This is a genomic window from Micromonospora sp. WMMD714 (assembly GCF_029581315.1).
GTDB lineage: Bacteria > Actinomycetota > Actinomycetes > Mycobacteriales > Micromonosporaceae > Micromonospora > Micromonospora rifamycinica.
In genome coordinates, this window is sequence record NZ_CP120744.1 from 5,168,766 (window position 1) to 5,194,112 (window position 25,347).

Consider the following 25,347-nt stretch of genomic DNA (forward strand, 5'->3'; position numbering starts at 1 on the left):
ACATCGATGAATCCCGGCAAACCCGACGCCGGGCGCGCGGCGGAACGGCGGGGGCGGGGCCGCCCGGTCAGGGTCGGGCGGGCCAGCCGTCGAGCACGGTGGCGACGTCCAGCGGCTGCGTCGGGTCCGGGGCCGGGCGGGGCGGCGGGGCCGGTGTCCGGGCGAACCGGGGCGCGGGTGCCGGCTGCACCTCGCCCCCCACCTCGACGAAGGTGCCCCGGGCGGCGTTGTGCGGGTGGCGGTGCGCCTCGGTGGGGGCGAGCACCGGCGCGACACACGCGTCGAGCCCGCCGAAGACCGCCGTCCACTCGTCGCGGGTGCGCGCGGCGAACCGGGCGGTGAACCGGCGGCGCAGCTCCGGCCAGCCGTCCGGGTCGTACTGCGCGGGCAGCCCCGGATCGTCGGCCAGGCCCAGCCCGGTCAGCAGCGCGGCGTAGAACGCCGGCTCCAGCGCGCCCACCGCCACGAACCGGTCGTCGGCGGTGCGGTAGGTGTCGTAGAACGGGGCACCGCCGTCGAGCAGGTTGCCGCCGCGCGGCGCGGACCACCGGCCGGCGGCGACCATCCCGTGCAGGAACGCGGTGAGCAGCGCCGACCCGTCGACCATCGCGGCGTCGACCACCTGGCCCAGGCCGGAGCGTTCCCGTTCCAGCAGGGCGGCCAGCACGCCGGTGGCGAGCAGCATCCCGCCCCCGGCGAAGTCGCCGAGCAGGTTCAGCGGGGCGTGCGGGGGGCCACCGGCGCGGCCCAGCGGCTCCAGCGCGCCGGCCACCGCGATGTAGTCGATGTCGTGCCCGGCACGGTCGGCCAGCGGGCCGTCCTGACCCCAGCCGGTCAGCCGGGCGTACACCAGGCGGGGATTGCGCTCCCGGCAGACGCGCGGGCCGAGCCCGAGCCGTTCGGCCACCCCCGGCCGGTACGCCTCGACCAGCACGTCGGCCCGCTCGACCAGGCGCAGCAGGTCGGCCAGTCCGGCGGGGGTCTTCAGGTCCAGTGCGGTGACCCGGCGGCCCCGGTGCAGCGGCCCGGTCGACGGGGCGGCCAGCCGCCCCGGGGCGGGACCGTCCGGCCGGTCGACCCGCACCACGTCCGCGCCGAGGTCGGCCAGCACCATGCAGCCGAACGGCGCCGGGGCCAGGCTGGCCAGCTCCACCACCCGCACCCCGGCCAGCGGCCCGGTGGCGGGCGCGTCGGCGTCAGAGGGCACGGGCGATCAGCTCCTTCATGATCTCGTTGGTCCCGCCGTAGATCTTCTGCACCCGGGCGTCGGCGTACATCCGGGCGATCGGGTACTCGGTGGTGTACCCGTAGCCGCCGAACAGCTGCAGGCAGCGGTCGACGACCTCGCACTGCCCCTCGGTGAGCCAGGCCTTCGCCATCGCCGCGGTGGCCACGTCCAGCTCACCCCGGTCGTGCCGGCTGATGCAGTCGTCGAGGAAGACCCGGCTGACCCGGGTACGGGTGGCGCACTCGGCCAGCACCATCCGGGTGTTCTGGTGGTCGATCAGCGGCCGGCCGAAGGCGGTGCGTTCCTTGACGTACGCGGTGGTCAGCTCCACCGCCCGCTGCATCGCCGCCACCGCCGAGACGCCGATGACCAGGCGTTCCTGGGGCAGTTGCCGCATCATCTGGCCGAAGCCGAGCCCCTCGGCCCCGCCGAGCAGGTTCGCCGCCGGCACCCGCAGACCGTCGAAGAACAGCTCGGCGGTGTCGTTGCCGTGCAGTCCGATCTTGGACAGCAGCCGGCCCCGCCGGAAACCCTCCGGGTCGTCGCCGACCTCGCAGACCAGCAGGGAGATGCCGGCGGCCCGCTGCCGGGGGTCGGTCTTGACGGCCAGGACGACCAGGTCGGCGAGGCCGCCGTTGCTGATGAACGTCTTGGCCCCGGTGACCAGGTAGTCGTCGCCGTCGCGGACGGCCCGGGTCCGCATCGCCTGCAGGTCGGAACCGCCGTCGGGTTCGGTCATCGCGATCGCCCCCACCAACTCCCCCCGGCACAGTCCGGGCAGCCAGCGCCGCTTCTGCTCGGCACTGCCGTAGGCGACCAGGTAGCCGGTGACGATGCCGCTGTGCACGCCGAGGCCGAGGGTGCTCTCCCCGACGTGCGCCTGCTCGTGCAGCAGCACCGCCTCGTGGCTGAAGCCGCCGCCCCCGCCGCCGTACTCCTCGGGGACGGAGAGACCGAGCAGGCCCAGCTCGCCGGCCCGCCGGTAGTGGTCGCGGTCCGGATGGCCCTGGGCCAGCAGCCGCTCGGTGTGCGGCAGCACCTCCCGGGTGAAGAAGTCGCGGGCCAGGTCGGCGAGGTCGTCGTGCTCGGGCTCGCGCCAGGGGGAGGTGTAGTGGTCGAGTCCGGGCGTCGGCATGGTTACACCCTCACGCCGTGTTGGCGATGTGTCAACGAGTCCTGATCGTCGCGGGTGCGGCCGGGCCCCGTACGTCGGGTGCGGTCGGGTCGTGCGGCGGGTGCGGCGGGCCGCGCCGCCGATCGCCCGGCTGGCGGGACCGCCCCGACCCGGAATCCGCCCCGCCGGGCGGCCGGTAGGGTCGGTGGGTGAGCGTTGACACCGCACCCCGGCGACGGCGGCTGGAGCCCGACGCCCGGCGGGGCCAGATCCTCGCCTGCGCGGTCCGGCTGTTCGGCGAGCGCCCCTACGCGGACGTGTCGACCACCGACATCGCCCGCGCGGCCGGGGTGGCGCGGGGCCTGGTCAACCACTACTTCGGCACCAAGAAGCAGCTCTACCTGGAGGTCATCCGGGTGATGGTGACCGTCCCCGAGGTGGCCGTCGCGGGGCTGCCCGCCGGGGACCTGCGGACCCGGGTCGACGCCAGCGTCACCTGGTTCCTCGACGTGGTGTCCCGGCACCGCAGCTCCTGGCTGGCCGCGGTGACCGCCGGGGGGATGGGCCACGACCCGGACGTCGCCCTGGTGCTGACCGGGGCCGAGGAGGTCGCGGCGGACAGCGTGCTCGTCGCGGTGGGGCTGGCCGACGTGACCGCCCACCGCACGGAGCTGCGCGGCATGATCCGGGCGTACGGCGGGCTGGCCACGTCGACCGCCCGGGAGTGGCTCCAGCGGGGCACCCTGGACCGCTCCCAGGTGCACCTGCTGCTGACCGCCACCCTGCTGACCATCGTGGAGCAGGTCTTCCCCGCCATCGCCGACGGCCCGCCCGCGACGGGCCGCCCGCCGTCCGCCTGAGCCCCGCCGCCCGCCTGAGCCCGGCCGTTTCCCGTCCCGCCGCTCTCCGTCGCGTCCCCGCCGCTTTCCGCTGTGTCCCGGCTCAGTCCGGGCGGCCCGCTGGTGGCTGCACGGTCATCGGCACGGTGTCGAGCCGGGCCCAGTCCCGGCTGATCTCGGCGGCGGTGCGCAGCAGGCGGGGCAGGTGCTCGTCGGTGAGCCGCTCCAGCGAGGTCTCCGCGGCGTGCACCGTGACGTTGAGCGCGGCCACCACCCGGCCGTCGCCGTCGCGGACCCCGGTGGCGACCGACCGGATGCCGGCGGCCAGGTCCTGGTCGGCCAGGGCCCAGCCGCGCGCCCGCACCTCGCGCAGCTCCCGGTCCAGCTCGTCGCGGTCCGGCCGCCAGCGGGCGTCGATGCCGGAGCGGCCCGGGACGGCCAGTACGGCGGTGAGTTCCGCCGGGGTGAGGGCGGCCAGCAGCACCTTGCCCATCGAGGTGGCCACGGCCGGGAAGCGGGTGCCGATGGTCACCGCGAGCGTGACGATCTTGGGCACCGCCACCCGGGACACGTAGACGATGTCGCTGCCGTCGAGCTGGGCCAGCGAGGTCGACTCGCCGGTCTCGGTGACCAGCTGCCGCATGTGCGGGCGCGCGACGTCCCAGATGCCCAGCGAGTTGACGTACGCCACGCCCAGCTCCAGCACCCGGGGGGTGAGCGCGAAACCCCGGTCGGCGGCCCGGACGTAGCCCAGCTCCTCCAGGGTGAGCAGGATGCGCCGCACGGTGGGGCGGGCCAGGCCGGTCACCGCCGCGATCTCGCTGAGCGTCATCGTCGGCTGGCCCGGACGGAAGCAGCGCAGCACGTCGAGGCCGCGCGCCAGCGCCTCGATGAAGTCGGATCCGGTCTCGCGCCCCATGGAGTCCCTTCGCTGGCTGCCCCGGCCCGGCGGGTGGTCACCCGCCGGGCGTCGGACGGCTATTGTTTCCACTGCGCCGAGCCGGCGTCCCACTGGGTGTAGGTGTACGGGTTGTCCAGCACCGCCGTCTCGGGGACGTCCGGGTTCATCCCCTTCTCCCAGGCGTCGACGCCCATGGTGGCGGTGAGGTGTTCGACGGTGCGGCCGACCGCGGTGCGGGCGGCGGCCAGGTCGACGCCGACCAGCCGGTGCTCGTGCTTGACCAGGCGGCCGTCGATCAGCACGGTGTGCACGTCGCCGCGCTGGGCCTGGAACACCACGTGGCCGTAGGGGTGCAGGATCGGGAACATCACCGGCGACCGGTCGTTCTTGATCAGCACCACGTCCGCCTTGCGGCCCGGGGTGAGGGCGCCGACGAGGTGGTCGAGGCCGAGCGCCCGGGCGCCGCCCCGGGTGGCCCACTCCACCACCTGCTCGGCGCGCAGGTGGCAGTGGGTGACGGTCTCCTGTCGACCGTGCGCCTCGAGGTGCTCCCGGGACCGGTCGGCGCTCAGCGTGGCGCGCATCGCGGAGAACAGGTCCCCGCTCCACCAGACGCTGGTGTCCATGGACAGCGAGACCGGGATGTCGTGGTGGCGCAGCTGCCAGGTGGGCGGGTAGCCCTGGCCGGCGCTCTGCTCGCTCTCGGTGGAGACCGAGACCGAGCCGCCGGTGGCCGCGATCCGGTGGTACGAGTCGCGGTTGAGGGTGGCGGCGTGCACGTAGACGGTCGAGTCGGTCATGAAGCCGTGCTCGTGCATCAGCCGGATGCCGTCGTCGTTGGTGGCCCCCCACACCCCGGCGTGGGTGGTGACCGGCACGCCGAGGTCCCGGGCCACCTCGAAGGCGGCCCGCTCGGGGAAGGCCGGGTCGCCGGTGACGTCGAAGGCCATCTGGAAGCCGAGCCGGTCGCCCCGGCCGTGGATGCGGCGGGTGACGAAGTCGCGGAACTCGGGGGTGGTGGCCCACTCCCACGGCCCCTGCTGCAGGTTGCCGTAGGCGAGCACGAACCGGCCGGGCACCGCCTCCAGGGCGTCGACGGCGGCGTCGGCGTGCTGCGGGGTCTGCAGGCCGTGTGACCAGTCCACGGTGGTGGTGACCCCGGCGTCGATCGCCTCGATGGCGGCGAGCAGGTTGCCGGCGTGGACGTCCTCGGGGCGGAACAGCTTGCCGGACTCCAGGTAGTACCAGACGAAGTACTGGGTGAGCGTCCAGTCGGCGCCGTAGCCGCGCATCGCGGTCTGCCACATGTGCCGGTGGGTGTCGATCATGCCGGGCATGACGATGCCGCCGGCCGCGTCGATCTCCCGGGTGCCCTCCGGCACCGCCAGCTCCGCGCCGACGGCGGCGATCCGGTCGCCGATCACCAGCACGTCGGCGCGGGGGAGCACCGTGTGGGTGTCGTCCATGGTCAGCACCAGGCCGTTGCGGAACACCACCGGTTGGCCCGCCGCCGGTGTCCGACCCTCGTTCGCACTCATCGCCGCCACTTCCGTTCCGGGGTGCTCAGCGGACGCTTGTCCGCTGTACGGTCATTTCAGGTTTCGCCAGTGTGTTCCCGGTCACCGGCCATGTCAAGACCACGTTGCCGTCGTGTCTCCGGTTGCTTTCTAATGCGTGGACCTGGGAGTTTCCCGAGAATTTAGCCGAGGTGTTGACGTCTCATAGAGTCATCGGGAAACTGATCGAGCGGACACTCGTCCGTCTGGCGGTCAACGAGAGGGGTGGGGCATGGCGGAGGAGACACCGGGGCGGACCGGCCCGCTGCACGGCGTCGTGGTGGCCGACTTCTCCCGCATCCTCGCCGGGCCGTACGCCACCATGCTGCTGGCCGACCTCGGCGCCGAGGTGATCAAGGTGGAGGGGCCGGGCGGCGACGACACCCGCACCTGGATGCCCCCGGTCCGCAACGACGTATCCACCTACTACCTGGGCATCAACCGCAACAAACGGTCCATCGCCCTCGACCTGAAGGACCCCGACGACCTCGCCGTGGCGCACAAGCTGGCCGCGCGGGCCGACGTCCTGATCGAGAACTTCAAGCCCGGCGGGCTGCGCCGCTTCGCGCTGGACTACGACACCGTCGCCGCCGGCAACCCCCGGGTGGTCTACGCCTCGATCAGCGGGTTTGGCACCGGCGCGGGCGCGGGCTACCCCGGCTACGACCTGATGGTGCAGGCGATCTCCGGGCTGATGAGCCTCACCGGCGACCCCGACGGCCCGCCCTACCGCGCCGGCATCTCCGTGTTCGACGTGATGGCCGGGCTGCACGCGTCGATCGGCATCCTCGCCGCCCTGCACCACCGGCACGACTCGGGGCGCGGCCAGCACGTCGAGGTCAACCTGCTCTCCTCGGCGCTGTCCGGCCTGGTCAACCACAGCAGCGGCTACGTCGCGGGCGGGGTGGTGCCGTTCCGGATGGGCAACGCCCACCCCAGCCTCTTCCCGTACGAGCCGCTGCCGGTCGCCGACGGCGAGCTGATCGTCATCGCCGGCAACGACGGGCAGTTCCGCCGGCTCTGCCAGGTGCTCGACCTGCCGGAGCTGGTCGACGACCCCCGGTTCACCCGCAACCAGGACCGCACCGCCAACCGGGAGGAGCTGCGCCCGCTGCTGGTCGAGCGGCTGCGCCGGCGTACCCGCGACGAGTGGTTCACCGACCTGATGGCCGCCGGGGTGCCCTGCGCCCCGATCAACACCATCGACGGCGGGGTCGCCCTCGCCGAACGCCTCGGGCTGGACCCGGTGGTCACCGTCGGCGAGGGCGCCGCCGCGGTGCCCGGCATCCGGCACCCGATCACCCTTTCGGACACCCCCGCGCGGTACGGCACCCCGCCGCCCGCGCTCGACGAACACGGCGAGGAGATCCGCGCGTGGCTGACCGGCAGCTAGACTTCCCGACCTCGATCGGCACCTCCGACCCGACCACCATCCGGCTGCTCGGCCAGGACCTGGCCGGCGACCTGATGGGCCGGGTGGGCTTCGGCGAACTGGCGTTCTGGCTGGTCGCCGGGCGTCGCCCCGGCCCCGGCGAGGTGCGCGTCTTCGAGACCGTCCTGGTGGCCCTGGCCGACCACGGCTTCACCCCCACCGCGATCGCGGCCCGGTTGACCTACCTCAGCGCGCCGGAGGCGTTGCAGGGCGCGATCGCCGCCGGCCTGCTCGGCGGCGGCTCCCGCTTCCTCGGTGTCACCGAGGACTGCGGCCGGTTCCTCGCCGACACCCTCGCCGGGCTCACCGAGGCGCCCACCGACGACGCCGGCTGGGACGCCGTCGCCCTGGACGCGGTACGCGCCGCCCGCGCCGCCAAGCGCCTGGTGCCGGGCCTCGGCCACCCGGTGCACAAGGAGACCGACCCGCGCACCCCGGTGCTGATCGCGATCGCCGAGCAGGAGGGCCTGCGCGGGCCGCACCTGCGGCTGTTCGAGGCGATCGGCAGGGTCCACCCGCAGGTGCTCGGCCGCACCCTGCCGCTCAACGGGGCGGGGGTGTGCGGCGCGGCCCTGGCCGACCTCGGCCTGCCGATCGACCTGCTGCGCGGCTTCGCCCTGCTGGCCCGGACCGCCGGCCTGCTCGGCCACCTCGCCGAGGAGCGCCGCCGCCCGCTCGGCATGGACATCTACCAGACCGTCGACCGCAACGCCCGGTACGTGCCGGACGACGCCGACTGATCCCCCCACCACCTCCACCGTCTGCGAGAGGAGCGGCCATGGCCCAGGTCGTCGCGGTCATCGCCTCCACCCACCATCCGTTCTACTACCGCGCCACCACGGCCACCGGCGAGGACCGGCCCCCGTTCGCCGACGAGTGGGCCCGCAAGATCCTCGCCTTCCGGGAGACCCTCACCCGGGCGAGGCCGGACGTGCTGGTGATGGTCGGCTCCGACCACTTCCACCAGCTCTGGCTGGACAACATGCCACAGTTCCTGGTCGGCAAGGCCCCGTTCTACGACGCCAACTGGTACAACGAGGAGCGCGAGTTCGGCCTGCCCCGGATGCTGCTGCGCGGCCAGGAGGACCTGTCGGCCCACGTGCTGCGCGCCGGCCTGGACGCCGGGTTCGACCTGGCCTTCAGCAACGAGCTGCGGATCGACCACAGCATCACCTGCCCGATCATCACGCTGCGGCCCGAGGCGGACCTGCCGATCGTGCCGATCTACACCAACATCTTCGCCCCGCCGCTGCCGCAGCCGAAACGGTTCGTCCAGCTCGGCGCGGCCATCCGGGAGATCGTCGAGAGCTGGCCCAGCCACCTGCGGGTGGCCGTCATCGGCACCGGCCACCTGTCGCTGGAGCTGGGCGGGCCGCGTCAGTTCGGCCCGCAGGGTCCGGACCCGGAGTTCGACCGCCGGGCGGTGGAGTGGATCGCCAACGGGGACCTCGACGGCTGCCTGTCCGAGGTGACCCTGGACAGCCTGCACGCCCCCGGCAACGCCACCCACGGCTTCATGGACTTCATGCTGATGATGGGGGTGGCCGGCGCGGGCGCCAAGGCCGACCACGTGGACACCCTGGACCTGTTCCACACCATGGAGGCGTACTTCACCTGGTACCCGAACGGAGCGCCGGCATGAGCCGCTACCTGGTCGACAAGTTCCTCTACACCGTCGACCGCGACCCGGAGCTGGTCGAGCGCTACCGCACCGACCCGCTGGGCACGGTGACCTGGTGGGAGGCCGAACGTGCCAACGCCGTGCTCAACTGCACCGCCGGTGAGGCGAGCACCTGGCTGCGCTTCACCGACGAGGAACGCGACGCGCTGGCCAGCCACGACCACGTCCGGCTGTTCGCCCTCGGCGCGCACCCGTTCCTGACCCTGACCCTGTTCATCGCCATGTTCGAGCGGGACCACCCCGAACCGATGGCCTACCAGAAGCAGTACGGCCTGCGGCTGGCCCACTTCTCGCTGCCCTACCCCGACATCGCCACCTGATGACCGCCGACCCCGCCGACACGCCGCCGACGGCCGGTCCCGCTGCCGCGCCGGGGACCGCCGGTCCCGCTGCCGCATCGCCGACCGCCGGCCCGGACGGTGCGCCGGTGCCCGCTGCGGCGTCGATGCCCGCCGTCGTCGTCACCGGTCACGGCGAGCCGCCCGTCGTGGTCGAGCGCCCCCGCCCGGTCCCGGCCGAGGGCGAGGTGTCGGTACGGGTCACCGCCGCGCCGCTGACCCCGCTGGACCTGCTCTGCGCCTCGGGTACCTCCTACCTGGGCGCCCCGGCCCTGCCGTACGTCCCCGGCGTGCAGGGCGTCGGCACCCTGGACGACGGCACCCCGGTCTGGTTCCCGACCCGGGCCGGGATGGCCCCCGGCGACGGCAGCCTGGCCGGGTACGCGGTGGTCCCCGCGACCGACCCGGTGCCCCTGCCACCGGGGGCCGACCACCGGCTGGTGGCGGCCCTCGGGCTCTCGGCGGTCGCCGCGTGGGCGGCATTGACCCTGCGCGGTGGCCTGCGCCCCGGCGAGGTGGTGCTGGTGCTGGCCGCCGGTGGCGCGGTCGGCCAGGCGGCGGTGCAGCTCGCCCGGCTCGCCGGGGCGGGGCGGGTGGTGGCCGCCTGCCGGTCCGATGCCGCCGTCTACTCCGCGCGCCGGTCCGGCGCGGACGCGGTGGTCCGGCTCACCGCCGACGACGAGCCGGAGACCCTGGCCCGGCGTTTCCGGCAGGCCGCCGACGGCCCGGTGGACCTGGTGCTGGACCCCCTGTTCGGGGTGCCGGCGGCGGCGGCCCTGCGCGCCCTGGCCCCGGGCGGGCGGCTGGTCAACCTCGGTGGCTCGGCCGCGCCGACCGCGCCGATCGACTCGGCGACCCTGCGCGGCGGATCGCTGCGGATCCTGGGCTACACCAACAACGAGCTGACCGCCGCCGAACGCGCGACGGCGATCACCCAGGTGGCCGGGCACGCCGCCGCCGGCCGGCTGACCGTCGCCCACCAGGTACGGCCGTTGGCCGAGGCGGCGGAGGCCTGGGCCGACCAGCGGGCCGGCACTGCCGCCGGCCGCATCGTGCTGGTGCCCCCACCCGACTGATCCGCCCCGCCGCCTCGCCGTCCCGCCCGACGCGTCCCGCCTCGCCTGACCCGACCCGCCCGACCGCCTGACTTCGGCCCGTCGCGCTGCCCGGCCCGTCCCGCCCCGCCGGCTGACCGATTCCTGACCGTCGGCTGCTGTCGGCTTGCCCGGCAGCGCGAAGATGGACTGGTGCCCGATCTTCCCCCGCAGTTCGCCGTCCTCGTCGTCGACGCCGCCCGGACGGCCGTGACCCGGTACGCACCCGAGGAGCTGGAGGTCTTCGACACGGTCGCCGTCGACTGGCGTACCGGCGGCGCACGTCCCGCCCGCACCTCCCGGGCACCGGGCAGCGCGGTCGGGTTCGGCATCGACACCTCACTGGTCAGCGAACTGTTCCTCCAGGCGGTCGCCGCCGCCAGCAGCGAGGTGCTCGTCCTCGGGGCGACCGGGATCGGGGCCGGGATCCGCGCCGGTTGGCGTCGCCGCCGCCGACGGGCCGATCCGACGCCGCCGGCCGGCTCGGGGTCGACCCCCGCGGCCGATGGGCCGGCGGACCACCCGGCGTCCGCCGCGCCACAGCCAGACACCGCCCCTCCTGCCGCACGGCAGGCCGTCGACGCCCCGCCCGCCGTACGGCAGGCCGACGCCGCGGCGCCGACGCCGACGGAGCCGCTGGAGCTGACCGCCGAGCAGGCGGCCCGGCTGCGGGCGGCGTGCCGGCGACACGCGCTCGCGCTGGGTCTGACCCCGGAGGCGGCCGACCTGCTCGCCGACGCCGCGGTCGGCGCGACGGTCACGTCGGACGACCGGTGACCGAGCCGGCCGGCAACCCGACCGTCCCCTGTGGGCGGTGTGGTGAGATGACCGCCACCGACCCGGCCGACACCCGACCGCCCTCTCCGGCCGGATGACCGCCACCGACCCGGCCGGGGCATCCGGGGCGGGGTCCGTCGACGCCGGGCCGGTCGGTGCGTTCCGCCGGGATCCCGGTGCCGCACCGGAACGGCTGGGCTGGTGGTACCTGCTCGTGGTGGCGGCCCTCGGTGCGGTCGGCGTCGGTGCGGGAGACCTGTACTTCCTCGCCGACCGGTCCCGCAGCCTGCCCTGGGCGGTGGCCTTCGCCGCCTGTGAGCGGGCCTTCGGGGCGACCGCCGCGAACCCGGTGCCGCCCGGGTTCACCGACTGCCTGGCCGCACCGGCCCGCCAGCGGGCACTGGTGCTGCTCGTCGCGGTCGCCGTCGTGCTGGCCGGCGCGGCGGTGCTGCTGGTGGCGGTGCCGGCGGTCGACCTGTGGCGACTGCGCCGCCATCGTGGCCGCTTCACCGTCGAGGCGGCGGCGCGGCGGTTCGGCGCGCTCTGCGCCGCCGAGCACCTGACCGGCCGGGACCGGCCGCGCCTGCTGATCGCCGGCCCACCGGTCCGGCAGGCTTTCACCGTCGGTCTCGTCGGCCGGCGGCCGATCGTCGTCCTCCCGGTCGGGCTCGCCGTGGCGTACCGGGATCCGCACCGGTTCGAGCCGGTGGTGCGGCACGAACTGGCGCACGTCCGGGCGCGGGACGTGACGTGGGTGGCCGCCGTCCGGGCCCTCGTCTGGCTGCCGCTGCCGGCGGTCGCCGTCGGCGGCCTGCTGGAGATCGGCGCGTTCGGACCTAACGCGGTCGTCGCCGGTGCGTTCCTGCGGGCCGGGCTGCTGGCCGGCCTGGTCGCCGTGCTGGCGGCGGCGCTGTTGCGGGCGCGCGAACGTGCCGCGGACCGGTACGCGGCGGCCGGCGGCCCGGCCGGGTCGCTGACCGCCCTGCTGCGCTCCGGCGTCGGCGTCGGCTCCGGCGTCGGCGTCGGCCGGCGGTCGCCGGCGCTGTGGCATCGGTTGTTCGCCCGGCATCCGACCGCGGCGGAACGGATCCGCTCGCTGCGGGAGCCGGCCGACCGGCGGGCCGGCGAGCTGGTCCAGGGGGTGGCGGTCGGCGCGGTGGCGGTGGTGACCATGGCCGCCGTCCACGAACTCGTCATGAACGGGCACTATCCGGCGCTGGGCTGGCTGCCCCGGCTGGTCGACGTCTGGGTCGGCGCGGTGTTGATCGTCGGCGGGCTGTTGCCGTCGCTGCGCCGCCGGGCGGCCGCGGCCCGCCGGTCCGGGACGACGGTCGGCTGGTGGCGACCGGTCGCCGGCACGGGCGTCGGCCTGTTCGTGGCGACCCTCGGCACCGCCTGGCTGCCCCTGCCCGGCGGCGCTGACCTCTTCCTCGACCGGGGGGCCACCGCGAGCCTGGCCTTCGCCGTGGTGACGGCGGTGCTCGGTGCCGGCGCGGTCGGGCTCTGCGTGCTCGTCGCGGCGGCACTGGCCCGGTCGGGTGCCCGGTGGTGGTTCGCCGGGTACGCGAGCGCCCTCGGCGTGACGGTCGCGGTGCTGTGGCCGGTACCCGGGCTCCCTCCGCTATGGCACGATCCCGACCTGGTCCGGAGCTGGCTGGCCTACGACCTGCCCGCCACCGGCTGGCTGCTGCCCGCCCTCGGGCTGCCGGCGCTGCTCGCCCTGCGGGGCCTGACCGGGCGTCGGCCGACCGGCGGGCCGCCGAACGGCCGCCGGTCCGCCGTCACCAGGGTCCGTCGGGTGGCCCGGTCGACGCGGGTCCGGGTGGTCGCGGTCGCCGTGCTGGTCTGCACGGGTGGTGCCGTCGGGCAGCTCCGGCTCGCCCCGCCCGGCAGCCTCGACGAGGCGGTGGCCGACGCGCAGGCCCGCTGGCTGCTCACCGCCCTGGCCGGCGGGGTCGTCCTGCTGGCGACCGCGACCCGCCCGCAATCAGGGACCGGCGCGGGCACTGCGGCCGGGTCCGCGACCGACCCCGGCCCCGCAGCCACCGACTCCTCACCCGACACCGCCTCCTCGACCGACGACACCGCCTCCGGGGCCGTCCCGGCCGGGTCCAGCCCGATCACCTGGGGCATGGCGGACCGGCTCGGCCGGGCGTTGCCCGCCGCGGTGGCGACGACCCTCGGGTCCGCGCTGCTCCAGTACCTCGACGCGGTGCTGGCCGGCCGCTCCGCCGACGGACCGGCGTTCCGGCTGACCGTGGGCAACCCGTTGGTCTGGCTGCTGTACCTGACCGCCCTCGGGGTGCCGTTCCTGCTGCTGGCCCGGCCCGGCCGGGTCGACCGCCGCCGGTGGCCGGTGCCGGCACGGGCGTTGCCGCCGGTGGTGGCGCTGACCACGCTGACGCTGACGCTGACGCTGACGCTGCTGGTGCTCGGGCCGGGGGTGCCCGGCACCCGGGTGCCGCTGCCGGCGGCCGGCACCCCGTCCGTGCCCCGGTCCCAGCCGACCGCGGCGGCCCCGCCGGCCCTGCCGACCTCGCCGGGCGGGACGCCGACCGGCCGGCCGACTGCCGCCGGCCCGGCGTCCGGCACCTCGTCCGTCCCGGGAAGGCGGCTCACCACCGCCGAGGCGCGGGCCGTCAGCCGGGCCGCCCGGTCGGCGCTGCCGGGGTCCTGGGTGACCCGACCGGTCACCCCCGAGGGCGACGACCCGATCGAGCCCGCCGACTGCCGCCCCCTGGCCCGCAGCGGATACCTCGACCGGCTCCGGCCGGGGGAACGGGCCCGGGGCGAGGTCAGGTACGCCACCCCGCCCGGCCGGCTCGGCATCGCCTCGACCACGGTGGCCGTCGACGTCACCTCGTACGCCGAGCCGGTGCCCGGGGCCGTGTTCGCCGCCGCCGGGGCCGCCCGGACCGCCTGTCGACGGTTCACCGCCGGCGGGGTGCGGTTCACCGTCGGGGGTCGGCCCGCCCCCGCGCTGGGCGAACAGTCCTGGCGGGTCGACTACGCCCTGACGGTCGGCAGTGGTCGGAGCCGGATCACCGGCGCCAGCGCCCTCGTCCTGGTGCGGGTCGGGCACAACCTGGTCGCCGTCTCGGTGGTCGCGGTGGCGGAGCCACTGGACGAGCGGCTGCTCGCCGACGTGGTGACCACCGTGGTCGACGCCCTCGACCGGCCCTGACCGTCGGCATGCGCCGGCCCGGCCACCCGACCGCGCGGCTGGTTGCCGGTCGGAACCCGGCGGACCGTTGCCCCTGCCCGGCCGGTCGGACACCGGGTCCGGGCCGGACGCCGTGCGACCGGCCGGTGGCGGTGCGCTGCCGCCGGGGAGGACGACCGGTGCGACCGGGTCCGGTTGCCGACAGCCGGTGTGGCCGACCGGGGGATGCGGGCGGATCGACCGCCTGATGATCTGACTGAGGACTCCGATGTGGACAGGTTCGGAGAACCGATCGCGGCCGGTCCGCTGCCGCTCGTCACCCGCCGGGATGGTGCCATGCGTCTGCGCGTCCGCCGTCTGCCCGGCCGGGTACCTGGCCGGGTGGATCCGTGGCGCGGCACCGGTCCGTTCCTCGCCCTGGCGCTGGTGGCCGTCTCCACCGCCGCGTTCTCCCTGGTCGCGTCGAAGAGCCCCACCATCGCGGACTACCTGCGGCGGTCCTCGATCGCCGGTCGCGAGCTGCGGGTGGGGGTGTTGGCCGACCAACCGCTGCTGAGCACGCCGGTCAAGGACCCGGGCACCACGGACCCGGACGCCCAGAAGCAGTTCACCGGCTTCGACGCCAGCCTGGCCACCTTCCTGGCCCGGTCGATCGGGGTGTCCGCCGAGTTCGTGCCGCTGGAGTCGACGGAGCGGCTGGACGCGTTGACCTCGGGTCGGGTCGACGTCCTCCTCGGCGGCCTGGTGATCACCGCGGAGCGGCAACGGGTCGTCGAGTTCGCCGGCCCCTACCTGATCGGCGAGACCGTGATGGCCACCCGTACCGGCTGGCCACCCGGCTCGGAGCCGGGTCGCCTGTGCGTGGTGCCGGGCTCCGCCGCCGCGGCCGACGCCGCCCGGTCGGGGCACCCGCTGCTGCTCGCCCCGGATCTGCGGCGCTGCCTCGCCGCCGTCAGCGCCGACCGGGCCGACGCGGTGGTCGGTGACGAGATCCTGCTGCGTGGTCTGGTCTGGGCCGCGGGACGGGGGTGGAAGGTGGTCCCGTTCCCCGGCATGGCGACGATCGCGTACGGCATCGGGGTGGCCCGCGACGATCCCGCGCTGAAGGCTCTGGTCGACTCGTTCCTGGTGGCCAGCCTGCGGAAGAAGAAGTCCGGGGCCTGGGAGAAGGCGATGGACGCCACCCTGCGCAAGGCGGGGTTCGCCGGCTCGCAGCCGTACGCGCCGGGGCGGCTGCTGCGCGACGGCAGTGACGGGCAGGACGGCACGGGTGGGATCGTCGGCCTGCCGGCGGCGGTGTCGCCCGTGGTGGCGGGGAGGTCCCGCCGGGGGCGGACGCTGGCACACCGGCGACGCCGCCGCACGTCGGGGCGGACGGTCACCCGCCGGCCGGCCCGCGTCGGGGGTACCCCGGCGGGCGAGCCGGGGCCGGGCGGCGCCGCGCCGGGGGTGTGGTCGCTGCTGGTCGGGGTGCCGGTCGCGGTCTCCGCGCTGTACCTGTGGATCCAGTCCGGTGGTGACCGCCAGTTCACCCTGATGCTGGCGCAGAGCATCAACCCGATCAATTTCCTCGCCGCGGTGAGCCTCTCCGTGGTGTGGGTCTTCCCCGCTCTGCCCGCCCTGGTCTTCATCATCGGCGCGGTGGTGCTCGGGGCGGCGGTCGACGGCGCCGACCGGCGGCGGCTGCGGGACCGGTACGCGGTGGCCCGCTGGACGGACCGGGCACCGGGATGGGCGGTGTGGGGCAGCATTCTGGCCGCCGCGGCCAGTACCCCGCTGGTGTTCGTCCCGGCCTGGGCGTTGGCGCTGCGGGTCGTCGGTCGGCGCGGGGCCGCCGGCCGGGTCGGTGGCCGCCGGCCGGGTCGCGGCTGGGTGGCGGTGGGCCTGCTGCTCTACGCCGCAGTCGTCGGGGCGGCCGTCGGGGCGGCTCTCGCCGAGGGGGAGCAGGCGCTCGCCCTGATCGCCGGTTGGCCGGCCGTACTGCTGCTCACCCGTGCCACCGGGCCGTTGCGTCCGGGGCAGGTGGCCGCCTTCGTCCGGGCTGCGGCCCTGCTGGCCGTCCTTCTCACGCTGGGCGTGCTGTACGCGGTGGTGAGCACGCCGATCCTGCCGTCCACCGCGATCCAGGTGGCCGTGCCGACGGCCGCGCCGCCCACCCCCGCCCCGTCGGGGTCACCGGCCCCGAACGATCCGGACACCGACCCGCCGACCCGCCAGTTACGCGGGTACGTCGTCTCGACGGACGACGAGGCGACCACCGTACTGTCCGACCGGGGCGGGGTGGAGATCGTCGCCAACGACGTCATCAGGTCGCGGGTGTCCTGCCCCAGTCTGGTCGACCTGCCGGGCGACTCGGCGGAGCTGTTCGGCCTGCCGCTGCGGGAGTCGTTGCTCAAGGCGTTGGCCCGCCGGCAACGGCCGACGACGGTGCAGGATCCGCGCTGTCTGCTGCGTCCCGACGGCTAGGCCCGGCCGCCGTCCCGGGCGGCCGAGCCAGCGACGGTGCTCGGCCACGGCGGGCCGGGCGACGTCGATCCGGCTCGGCGCCGTCCCGAGGCGTCGGCTCAGGCCGTCCACCGGCATGCGGAGAAAAATCGTAAGGACGCTTTACTGTTAACAAACTTTAATTTACCGTGATGGCAATCGTCCCGAGGTGGATCCGATCCGACCGGGTGCGGGGTCGTCGGACGGCCCGGGCCCACCGGAGTCCACCGAGCCCGTCCGGACCGGCTCGACCGTCGAGGAGTACGCCATGCGTCGAACCATCACCGTCCCCCTGGTGGCGACGGGGGCCGTCGTCACCTCGCTGGGCCTCGCGCTGCCGGCCCAGGCCCACGGCTACGTCTCCGCCCCACCCAGCCGCCAGGCGCTCTGCGCCCAGGGGAAGGTGCCGGACTGCGGCCAGATCCGGTACGAGCCGCAGAGCGTCGAAGGGGTGAAGGGGCTGCGGAGTTGCAGCGCCGGGATCACCCAGTTCGCGGTCCTCGACGACGACGCCCGGGGCTGGCCGGCCACGTCGGTCGGCAGCACGGTCACCTTCACCTGGGTGAACACCGCCCGGCACGCCACCCGCAACTGGGAGTACTTCATCGGCGGCACCCGGGTCGGGATCGTCGACGGGGGTGGTCGGCAGCCCGAGGCCACCGTGGCGCACACCGTCAGCCTGGCCGGCTTCTCCGGTCGACAGAAGATCCTCGCCGTCTGGAACATCTCCGACACCGCCAACGCCTTCTACTCCTGCGTGGACGTGCAGATCGGCGGGGGTGGACCGACCCCGAGCCCCACCGCGACGCCGACCCGTACCCCCACCCCCACCCCCACCCCGACGCCGACCCGCACCGCCACCCCGCCGCCGGCCACCCCGACCGGTGCGCCGACCGCCGGCGGCACCTGGACCGCCGGCCGCAGCTACCAGGTCGGTGACCTGGTCACCTACCAGGGGGTGGGCTACCGGTGCCGGCAGGCGCACACCGCCCTCCCCGGTTGGGAGCCCCCCTACGTGCCCGCCCTGTGGACCCAGGTCTGACCCGGCCGCACCGATGAGAGTCGTCGAGCGGGGACGGGGTGGGTCGGGCGGGGCCGGTAGGGGCTCGCGACGGGCGACCGTCGGGGCGTGTGGACCGCCCGCCGTCGCGCCCCGTCCGGCGGCGGTGCGACCGTCGGCGCCGGTGCGGTGCCTGGCCGTCGCGCTGGTCGTGGTGAGCCTGTCGCTCGCCGGGTGCGCTGCCGCCACCCGCCCGGTCGACCCGCCGCACCCGGCCGCGACCGGATCGGGGCCACCGGCTGCGGTCAGCGGGCTCGACCTGGTGTTCCTGCACACCATGACGGCCCACCAGGACCGCACCCTGGCCATCCTGCGGGTCGCCCCGGAACGGATCCGTCAGCCGGCACTGCGGACCCTCGTCGCGGCGGTGGAGGCGACCGAGGCCGACGAGGTGGCCCGCGCCCGCGAGTGGATCCGGGCCGCCGACCCGGAATCCGGCGGGCACCGGCACGAGCACCCCGGGCCGACCGGCGACGCCGACCCGGTGGCCCGGTTGCGGGGCACCCCGGCAGCCGGTTACGACGCCGCTCTGGTGGCGGTGCTGGCACCGCAGCAACGGCAGGCCGCGGAACTGGCCCGTGCCCACCTGGCGCTGGCCGTCTCCCCGGTCGTGCGCGACCTGGCCCGGCGTATCGACGAGTCGCGGACCGCGCAGCTGCGGCTGCTCGCCGCGCTGCCGGTCGCCCGGCCCACGCCCTGACCGGCGGCCGTACCGGCGGCGACCCGCACCGGGGTCCGCCGTCGGCGGCCGGCCGGGCCTGGTCCCCGGAGCCCCCGTGGAACTGACCACCGGTCCCGCCGGATCCCCAACCCGGGAAAAACGCGCGAAAAGCAGAATCCACAACCGGTCACCATTACCGCGACAGATCCGGCGTGATAGCCGGCGATCCGAAGCGAACTGCCGACGGAATCGGTTTCCAGGATCGTCGTGACACCGAAGCGGCCAATTCCGCCATCCGTACGGTCATCGGGGCGAATCGTTCGGCCACCCCGCCGACATCGATGTTCCTCGTCTTCCCGCCCCCCGGGTATAGTCCCGTCAATCCCCATTGGAGTGTCGCAGGGAAAGCACGTGATCTGCGTGATGGCAGCTGGACTGGAAAATGCGCTGTCCGGCCCACCATTCGTCGGGCGGCGCCCGGAGATCGCGCGTATCCAGGCCGCACACGCCGAGAGCACGCACACCGGGCGGCAGGTGGCGTGCGAAGTGGTCGGCGACCCGGGAATCGGCAAGACCCGCCTCGTCCACGCCGCGCTGGACCGCTGCGGCCCCGCCCTGCCCCGGGTCGTCGGCACCTGTGCGGAAGCCGAACGGGACATCCCGTTCCACGTCTTCCGGCACGCCTTCGGCGCCCTCCATCCCGCCGACTCCGGGCCGCGACGACAGCCCGTCGGAGGGCTCGACGCCGACGGGGCACTGGTGCCCGGCGACGCCGGCCCGCTCGACGTGCGCCTGTTCCGCACCTACCAACTGGCCCGCCGACTGCTCACCCTGGCCGCCCGGGAGGGGCTGGCCCTGGTCCTGGACGACCTGCACTGGGCGGACCCCTCCTCCACCGGCCTGGTGACCCATCTGCTGCGCTACCCGGTGCCGGCGCCGTTGCTGCTGGTCCTGGTCTACCGGCCCCGGCAGACGGCCACCGTCATGCCGTTCGGCCCGCCCGACCCCGCCGCCCCGGCGGACCGCTGCCGGGACCGGATCGAGCTGGGGTCGCTCAGCCTCGCCGAGACCGTCGAGCTGTACCCGGGGTCCGACCCGACCGAGCTGGGGGAGCGCCACGACCGGGCCGGCGGCAATCCCGGCTACCTCGCGGCGCTGGCCGACGTCGCGCCGGTCGACGCCGACCGGGCGGCCACCCCGCTGCCCGGTCCGTCCCGGCTGACCGACCGGGCGGTCGCCACCCTGCGCGCCGAGTGGGCCGGTCTGCCGTCGGTCGACGCCGTGTGTCTGCGGGCCGCCGCCGTGTTCGACGCCCCCTGCCCGGTGGACCTGCTCGCCGAGGTGGCGCAGCTGCCGGCGCCGGTGGCCAACGAGGCGGCCTGGCGGTTGGTCCGTCGTGACCTGCTGCGGGCCGCCCCGGCAGCGGCGGGGTTCACCTTCCGGCACCCGGTGCTGCGCGCCGCGGTCGGCCAGGACACCGACGCGGCCTGGCGGGTCGAGGCCCAGCACCGGGCGCTGGGCGCGCTGGTCGCCCGGGGCGCGCCCCCGGCGGCGCGGGTGGCGCAGGTCGAGGCGCTGCTCACCCTGCCCCACGACCGGCCGGTCGGCCCGTACGTCGAGGTGCTCTGCCGGGCCGCCCAGGAGATTCGCCGCGACGCCCCGGACCTGGCCGTGCGCTGGTTACGCACGGCGCTGCGCGCGTTGCGGCCGCCGGCCGGTTCGCCGACCAGCCGCCACGACGTCACCCTGCTGCTGGCCCGGATCACCGGGGAGGCCGGCAACCTCGCCGAGAGCCGGGCGCTGCTGCGGGAGGTCGTCCCCGAACTGCCCGCCGACCCGGGCGGCCGCCGGGCCCGGGCGGTGGCCCAGTGGGTACGGGTCGAACGACTGCTCGGCAACTACGCGGAGGCCGCCGCGATCAGCCGTCGTGAGCTGATCGGCACGCCGACCCGGTCCGCCGGGACGTACCAGCTCGCCACCGAACTCGGCGCGGTCGGCATCCTGTCCGGCCATCCCGCGCCGATGTCCGGCGACGCTCCCGACGGGGACGCCAGCGGCATCGACCGGGCCGGCCTGCTCGCGGTACGCGGACTCGCCGCCGCCCACGACGGTGCCGTCGACCTGGCCCGTGACCTGGTCGCCACCAGTGCGCCGATCGTCGACGCGCTACCCGACCGGGACCTGCGCGACCACCCCGACTGTCTGCTGGCGCTCGGGCTGGCCGAGCTGTTCCTGGAACGGCCCACCGACGCCACCCGGCACCTGGACCGGGGGATCGCCCTGGTCCGTGACGCCCACCGGGACGACGGGCTCTGCCAGCTGCTGCTCGGCCGCAGCCAGGTGGCCTACCACCGGGGACAGCTCGGCACGGTGATCGGCCTGACCACCGAGGCCGGGATCGTCGCCCGCCGGATCGGCAGCCGTTCCCTGCTCAGCTTCGCCCTCGCCTTCGAGGCGCAGGCCACCGCCTGGCGGGGCGGCCCCCGCGACGACGAGCGGGCGGTCGCCCTGGCCCGCGGCGCGGTGGAGCTGGCCACCGACCTGGACAGCTGGTCCGGGCGTACCGCGGCGACCGCGCTGGCCACCGCGACGCTGCTCGCCGGTGACCCGGACACCTGCGTGGAGATGCTCACCGACGCCGGTGGCGACGGTCGGCTGACCCGCCTCCAGGCCTCCCTGCGGCCGATGTGGCACGAACTGCTCTGCGCCGCCGCCCTGGCCGGCGGGGACCTGGCCGAGGCGGAGCGGCGGGCCCGGGAGGCGCTGGCGGCCGCCGACCTGATCGACCTGTCCGGGCAGCGTGCCTTCGCCGAGTCGGCGTACGGGGAGGTGCTGCTCGCCCGGGGCGAGGTGGCGGCCGCCATGCCGTACCTGCGTACCGCGGCGGACCGGTTCCGGATGGCCGGGATGACCCTGCGGCACAGCCTCGCCCTGGTCGCGGTCGCCCGGGCGGCCGAGGCGGTGGACCAGGGCGGTCCCGCCGCGCGGGCCCGGCAACAGGCGTTGGACCTGGCCGCGCGCTGCGGCACCGAACGCGTCGGCCTGCGGCTGACCCGACCGGTCCGGGCACTCGCCGAGACCGCGCTGACCGACCGGGAGTGGCACATCGCCCGGCTGGCGTCCACCGGCGTCACCAACCGGCTGATCGGCCGCCGGCTGCACATCAGCCCCCGCACGGTGGAGGCGCACCTGACCCGGATCTACCGCAAGGCGGGGGTGGAGTCCCGGTCCGGTCTGGTCGCCTGGGTGTCCCGCTTCGATGACACCGATCGGTGACCCGCCGCCGCCACGGATGACACCGGACGGTGCACCACCGCCGCCCGGCGCACCATGAGGCCGCACCGCACCCGGCACCCACCGTCGCCCGCTCACATACTCGATCCATCGGACGCGAATCCCGCGGAACCGGCGACGGACGGAGAACGACATGGTGGGCACACGATCCGTCGGGAAGCCGCGCGCCGTGACGGTGCCGGTGGGCGGCCCCACCGTCGCGCTCGCGGTGAGCCTGCTCGTCCTGGCCGGTTGCGGCAACCAGCCGGTGGACGCCGCCACCCCCACCGTCGTCGCGTCCGGCGCGGCGTTCGACGCGGAGCGGGCCGCGCTCGTGCTCACCGCCTTCGACCAGGCCGACTCGGCCGCGTCCGTCTCCGGTGACGTGCAGACCCTGCGCACCCAGGAGGTGTCCCCGTCGCTGGACGTCAGCATCGCGGCGATCCGTCGGGCCGAGTACAACCAGCGCCCGCAGCCGACGTTCCAGCACGTCAACCCGGCTTTCGCCGTACCGCCGGGTGAGCCTGGCTGCTTCCTGGCCACCGCCACCCTGCGGCTGGCCGGCGCGGAGCTGGCCCCGACCGACGTGAGCCAGTTCGTCCGGGACGCCGACGGCCGGTGGAAGCTCAGCCACAACGTCCAGGTCACCCAGCCGGCCCTGGTCACCGTCCGGGGCATCGCCGGTCGGCCGGCCACCGCCGGGGGGACCGCCGTGGACGAGACGAGCCGGCGGGCACTCGCCGCGGAACTGTTCGCCCGCACCACCGGGGCGAGCACCGGCAACCGGGCGCTGGTCGCGTCGAGCCCGCTGCTCGACGGCCAGTTCGCCGGCGGCTGGGAGGTCTACCAGCAGCAACTCGCCGGTGCCGGGGCGCGGGTGGCGCGCACCCTCGACCGGGCGGAGTGGTCGGACTGCGCGGTCACGGTGCCCGAGGGGACGCTGACCTTCCTGACCGTATACGCCACCGACACCCTCAGCCCGACACCCGGTGGACCGGCCACGGTGACGATGGTCCCGCAGAGCCCCGACATGATCTCCACCGGCAAGCGTGCCCCGGTCACGAGCAAGCGCATCCGGGTCACCCGGGTCGAGACGTTCCTGTTGCTGGTGCCGGCGCAGGCCACCGGCACCGCGGTGCTGGGCCTCAACGACACCGCGCTGACCGTCACCACCGGCTGACCGGAACTGCCCCGGCGGTGTCGTGGCGACCGCCCCGGCCGTCTCCGCCGCGGCGCTGGCCGGACCCGTCGCGCCGGGCCGCGGGCCGACGGCTGAAACCGGTGGCATCGGTCCGGTTACCGCCGGTCAGCGGCGACGATGACAGCAGCCGTGATTGTCGACGGCATCCCGCCGGACATCCCCGGTGGCACGCCGGCGCGGGGAGGAACCCATGTGGCATCCGCGTTTCCGTTCCGACCAGGTGCCGGTGCGGTTGCCCGAGGGACACCTCGTCGTCCTGGGCGAGACCCGCAGCCTGCTCATCGACGACCCGGTGGCGGCCGACCTGGCCGACCTGCTCGACGGCACCGCGCCGCTGGCCGACGTGCTGGCCCGGCTGGCCGCCCGGCACCCGGTCGCCGCGGTCGCCGCCGCCCTGGCCCGGCTGCGCGGCCACGGCCTGCTCGTCTCCGGCCCGGCGGGTGTCCCCGTCGCCGAGGCCGCCGGCTGGGACGCCCGGGGCGTCGACCCGGCCGCCGGGCGGCACTGGACCCGGTACGGCACGGTCACCCTCGTCGACCTCGGCGCCCCCACCGTGTTCGAGATCGCCGAGGCGCTGCGGGCGGTGGGCCTCACCGTCACGGTCACCCGGCCGGACGCCCCCGAGGCGGACCCGGCGACCGGACGGGATCCCGTGCTGGTCGCCCCGTCGTCGATGCTCGACCCCGCGCTGGCCGTCCTCAACGACCGGCACCTGGCCGCCGGGCGGCCCTGGACGCTGCTGCGGGCGCACGGCAACGTGGTGTTCCTCGGCCCGCACCTGGTCCCCGGCGAGACCGGCTGCTGGGCCTGCCTGCGTCAGCGCTGGGAGGCCAACGAACAGGTGGCGGCGTTCCTGACCGGGCAGGACCCGGCCGGCGAGGTGCCGTCGGCCGCCCGCGCGGTCGTTCCCGGGGCGGCCCTGGCGGTGGCCGGACTGCTCGCCGCCGACCTCGCGGTGCTGGCCACCCGGGGCCGCTCACCCCGGCTGACCGGCCGGATGATCGCCCTGGACACCCGTGACCTGACGACCGAGAGCCACCAACTCGTCCGCCAACCCCAGTGCCCCGCCTGCGGCGACCCGGACCTGGTCGGCAAGGCGGACCCCCGGATCACGCTGCCCCCGGCCGGTGTCCTGCCCGGGCGGGCGGACGGCTCCCGCACCCGCGACCCCGCCGAGACGTACCGGGCGCTGGCCCACCACGTCAGCCGGTACCTCGGGGTGGTCAGCCGGCTGACCAGCCTGGAAACCGTGGACAACGGGATCGCCCACACCTACTCGGCGGGGCACAACTTCGCCCAGCCCCGGCAGCTCGCCGGACTGCGCCGCAACCTGCGCGGGCAGAGCGGGGGCAAGGGTCGCACCGACACCCAGGCGCGGGTCAGCGCGATCGGGGAGGCGGTGGAGCGCTGGTGCGGGGTGTGGCGCGGCGACCGCCCGGTGCACCGGGCCAGCTACCGGCAGCTCGGCCCGGACCGCGCGGTGCACCTGCGCGACCTGCTGCTCTACTCCGACCGCCAGTACGCCGACGCCGACCGGCTCAACCGGGACCTCGGCCACCTGCACCGGGTGCCCCGGCCGCTGCCCGACGACCTGGAGCTGGACTGGACCACCGGCTGGTCGCTCACCCGCGACGCGCCCCGGGAACTGCCCGCCGCGCACTGCTGGTACGGCCACCCGGAGCTGACCAGGCTGCAGGTCTGCTCGGCCGACTCCAACGGCTGCGCCGCCGGGTCGAACCTGCCGGAGGCGATCCTCCAGGGCTTCTGCGAACTCGTCGAACGCGACAGCGTGGCCCTGTGGTGGTACCACCGGTCCCGGCTGCCCGGGGTCGACCTGGCCTCGTTCGCCGACCCCTGGACGACCGCCTGCGTCGACCACCACGCCACCGTGCTGGGCCGCGAGCTGTGGGCCCTGGACCTCACCGCCGACCTGGGGATCCCCGCCTTCGCCGCGGTGTCCCGGCGGGTCGACGGCCCGTCGGAGGACGTGCTGGTCGGCTTCGGCGCGCACCTCGACGCGCGGGTCGCGTTGAGCCGGGCGTTGACCGAGGTCAACCAGTTCCTGCCGGCGGTGCCCGGCCCGGCCGGCGGGCGGCTGCGCTACGGCGTCGACGACCCGGACAGCGCCCGCTGGTTCGGCACCGTCCGGATCGCCGACCAGCCCTGGCTGACCCCGGATCCGACCCGGCCGGCCCGCACCCTGGCCGACCATCCGACCCTGACCACCGGGGACGTCGCCGAGGACGTCCGCCGATGCGTCCGGATCGCCGACCGGGCCGGCCTGGAGGTGATCGTCGTCGACCAGTCCCGGCCCGACGTGGAGCTGGCGGTGGTGAAGGTCGTGGTGCCGGGGCTGCGGCACTTCTGGCGGCGGCTCGGCCCCGGCCGGCTGTGGCAGGTCCCGGCCGCATTGGGCCGCACCCCGTCGGCCGACGACGAGGGGTCGGCCAACCCGTTGAACGTGTTCTTCTGACCGGACCACCCGGCCCGGCCGGACGAGGGGAGTCGACGATGACCGCAGTGGCGGCCGCCACCGGCCGGTGGT

The 25,347-nt window shown here is 75.5% G+C and carries 18 protein-coding genes; 14 read left to right on the plus strand and 4 right to left on the minus strand.

Annotated features, from left to right (window positions below; all coding sequences use genetic code 11):
- Positions 1-67: 67 nt before the first annotated feature.
- Entirely contained in the window at positions 68-1,207 is a 1,140-nt protein-coding gene (locus tag O7625_RS22025; RefSeq protein WP_282341147.1) for a CaiB/BaiF CoA-transferase family protein, read from the minus strand.
- Positions 1,197-2,363 (minus strand): acyl-CoA dehydrogenase family protein, encoded by a 1,167-nt coding sequence (locus tag O7625_RS22030; RefSeq protein ID WP_282341149.1) that lies wholly within the window; start codon positions 2,361-2,363, stop codon positions 1,197-1,199. The genes O7625_RS22025 and O7625_RS22030 overlap by 11 nt, the downstream gene beginning before the upstream one ends.
- 188 nt (positions 2,364-2,551) lie before the next feature.
- On the opposite strand from O7625_RS22030, the gene O7625_RS22035 reads away from it, so the two are divergent.
- Positions 2,552-3,202 (plus strand): TetR/AcrR family transcriptional regulator, encoded by a 651-nt coding sequence (locus O7625_RS22035; protein ID WP_282341151.1) that lies wholly within the window; start codon positions 2,552-2,554, stop codon positions 3,200-3,202.
- A gap of 82 nt (positions 3,203-3,284) precedes the next feature.
- On the opposite strand, the gene O7625_RS22040 is transcribed toward O7625_RS22035, so the two are convergent.
- Together O7625_RS22040 and O7625_RS22045 are read right to left on the minus strand one after the other, a co-directional pair.
- A complete protein-coding gene (locus O7625_RS22040; RefSeq protein ID WP_282341152.1) occupies positions 3,285-4,100 on the minus strand; it encodes an IclR family transcriptional regulator C-terminal domain-containing protein in 816 nt (271 codons plus the stop codon).
- A gap of 59 nt (positions 4,101-4,159) precedes the next feature.
- Positions 4,160-5,620 (minus strand): amidohydrolase family protein, encoded by a 1,461-nt coding sequence (locus tag O7625_RS22045; RefSeq protein WP_282341153.1) that lies wholly within the window; start codon positions 5,618-5,620, stop codon positions 4,160-4,162.
- Positions 5,621-5,870: 250 nt separating this feature from the next.
- Here O7625_RS22045 and O7625_RS22050 point away from each other — a divergent pair, with 250 nt between their 5' ends.
- The 13 genes from O7625_RS22050 to O7625_RS22110 all read left to right on the plus strand — a co-directional run bounded on the left by O7625_RS22050 (position 5,871) and on the right by O7625_RS22110 (position 25,275).
- Positions 5,871-7,031 (plus strand): CoA transferase, encoded by a 1,161-nt coding sequence (locus O7625_RS22050; protein ID WP_282341154.1) that lies wholly within the window; start codon positions 5,871-5,873, stop codon positions 7,029-7,031.
- On the plus strand, positions 7,013-7,810 hold the full coding sequence (locus O7625_RS22055) for a citryl-CoA lyase (protein ID WP_282341155.1): 798 nt from the start codon (positions 7,013-7,015) through the stop codon (positions 7,808-7,810). The genes O7625_RS22050 and O7625_RS22055 overlap by 19 nt, the downstream gene beginning before the upstream one ends.
- A gap of 38 nt (positions 7,811-7,848) precedes the next feature.
- A complete protein-coding gene (locus O7625_RS22060) occupies positions 7,849-8,712 on the plus strand; it encodes an extradiol ring-cleavage dioxygenase (RefSeq protein WP_145920058.1) in 864 nt (287 codons plus the stop codon).
- Positions 8,709-9,071, plus strand: coding sequence for a hypothetical protein (locus O7625_RS22065; RefSeq protein WP_282341160.1), 363 nt, complete (start codon positions 8,709-8,711; stop codon positions 9,069-9,071). Before O7625_RS22060 ends, O7625_RS22065 begins: the two co-directional genes overlap by 4 nt.
- Positions 9,071-10,165: a zinc-binding dehydrogenase gene (locus O7625_RS22070; RefSeq protein WP_282341163.1), complete on the plus strand. Its 1,095-nt coding sequence runs from the start codon at positions 9,071-9,073 to the stop codon at positions 10,163-10,165. The genes O7625_RS22065 and O7625_RS22070 overlap by 1 nt, the downstream gene beginning before the upstream one ends.
- Positions 10,166-10,336: 171 nt before the next feature.
- Positions 10,337-10,960 (plus strand): hypothetical protein, encoded by a 624-nt coding sequence (locus tag O7625_RS22075; protein ID WP_282341165.1) that lies wholly within the window; start codon positions 10,337-10,339, stop codon positions 10,958-10,960.
- Positions 10,961-11,054: 94 nt separating this feature from the next.
- Positions 11,055-14,144, plus strand: coding sequence for a M48 family metalloprotease (locus O7625_RS22080; protein ID WP_282341166.1), 3,090 nt, complete (start codon positions 11,055-11,057; stop codon positions 14,142-14,144).
- Between the two features lie 315 nt (positions 14,145-14,459).
- A complete protein-coding gene (locus O7625_RS22085) occupies positions 14,460-16,589 on the plus strand; it encodes a transporter substrate-binding domain-containing protein (protein WP_282341168.1) in 2,130 nt (709 codons plus the stop codon).
- A gap of 286 nt (positions 16,590-16,875) precedes the next feature.
- Positions 16,876-17,649, plus strand: coding sequence for a lytic polysaccharide monooxygenase (locus tag O7625_RS22090; RefSeq protein ID WP_282341169.1), 774 nt, complete (start codon positions 16,876-16,878; stop codon positions 17,647-17,649).
- Between the two features lie 142 nt (positions 17,650-17,791).
- Positions 17,792-18,367: a DUF305 domain-containing protein gene (locus tag O7625_RS22095; protein ID WP_282341171.1), complete on the plus strand. Its 576-nt coding sequence runs from the start codon at positions 17,792-17,794 to the stop codon at positions 18,365-18,367.
- 384 nt (positions 18,368-18,751) lie between these two features.
- Positions 18,752-21,604 carry a LuxR family transcriptional regulator gene (locus O7625_RS22100; protein WP_282341173.1) on the plus strand — a complete coding sequence of 951 codons (2,853 nt, stop codon included), beginning with the start codon at positions 18,752-18,754 and terminating at the stop codon, positions 21,602-21,604.
- A 151-nt stretch (positions 21,605-21,755) separates the two neighbouring features.
- On the plus strand, positions 21,756-22,781 hold the full coding sequence (locus tag O7625_RS22105; protein WP_282341174.1) for a hypothetical protein: 1,026 nt from the start codon (positions 21,756-21,758) through the stop codon (positions 22,779-22,781).
- Between the two features lie 211 nt (positions 22,782-22,992).
- Entirely contained in the window at positions 22,993-25,275 is a 2,283-nt protein-coding gene (locus O7625_RS22110) for a TOMM precursor leader peptide-binding protein (protein ID WP_282341175.1), read from the plus strand.
- Positions 25,276-25,347: the final 72 nt, after the last annotated feature.

What these genes read in the sequence shown, in the direction of transcription:
- O7625_RS22030 (WP_282341149.1), bottom strand. Translation starts at nt 2,363, where the DNA reads ATGCCGACGCCCGGACTCGACCACTACACCTCCCCCTGGCGCGAGCCC.
- O7625_RS22040 (WP_282341152.1), bottom strand. Translation starts at nt 4,100, where the DNA reads ATGGGGCGCGAGACCGGATCCGACTTCATCGAGGCGCTGGCGCGCGGC.
- O7625_RS22045 (WP_282341153.1), bottom strand. Translation starts at nt 5,620, where the DNA reads ATGAGTGCGAACGAGGGTCGGACACCGGCGGCGGGCCAACCGGTGGTG.
- O7625_RS22050 (WP_282341154.1), top strand. Translation starts at nt 5,871, where the DNA reads ATGGCGGAGGAGACACCGGGGCGGACCGGCCCGCTGCACGGCGTCGTG.
- O7625_RS22060 (WP_145920058.1), top strand. Translation starts at nt 7,849, where the DNA reads ATGGCCCAGGTCGTCGCGGTCATCGCCTCCACCCACCATCCGTTCTAC.
- O7625_RS22065 (WP_282341160.1), top strand. Translation starts at nt 8,709, where the DNA reads ATGAGCCGCTACCTGGTCGACAAGTTCCTCTACACCGTCGACCGCGAC.
- O7625_RS22070 (WP_282341163.1), top strand. Translation starts at nt 9,071, where the DNA reads ATGACCGCCGACCCCGCCGACACGCCGCCGACGGCCGGTCCCGCTGCC.
- O7625_RS22080 (WP_282341166.1), top strand. Translation starts at nt 11,055, where the DNA reads ATGACCGCCACCGACCCGGCCGGGGCATCCGGGGCGGGGTCCGTCGAC.
- O7625_RS22085 (WP_282341168.1), top strand. Translation starts at nt 14,460, where the DNA reads ATGCGTCTGCGCGTCCGCCGTCTGCCCGGCCGGGTACCTGGCCGGGTG.
- O7625_RS22090 (WP_282341169.1), top strand. Translation starts at nt 16,876, where the DNA reads ATGCGTCGAACCATCACCGTCCCCCTGGTGGCGACGGGGGCCGTCGTC.
- O7625_RS22100 (WP_282341173.1), top strand. Translation starts at nt 18,752, where the DNA reads ATGGCAGCTGGACTGGAAAATGCGCTGTCCGGCCCACCATTCGTCGGG.
- O7625_RS22105 (WP_282341174.1), top strand. Translation starts at nt 21,756, where the DNA reads ATGGTGGGCACACGATCCGTCGGGAAGCCGCGCGCCGTGACGGTGCCG.
- O7625_RS22110 (WP_282341175.1), top strand. Translation starts at nt 22,993, where the DNA reads ATGTGGCATCCGCGTTTCCGTTCCGACCAGGTGCCGGTGCGGTTGCCC.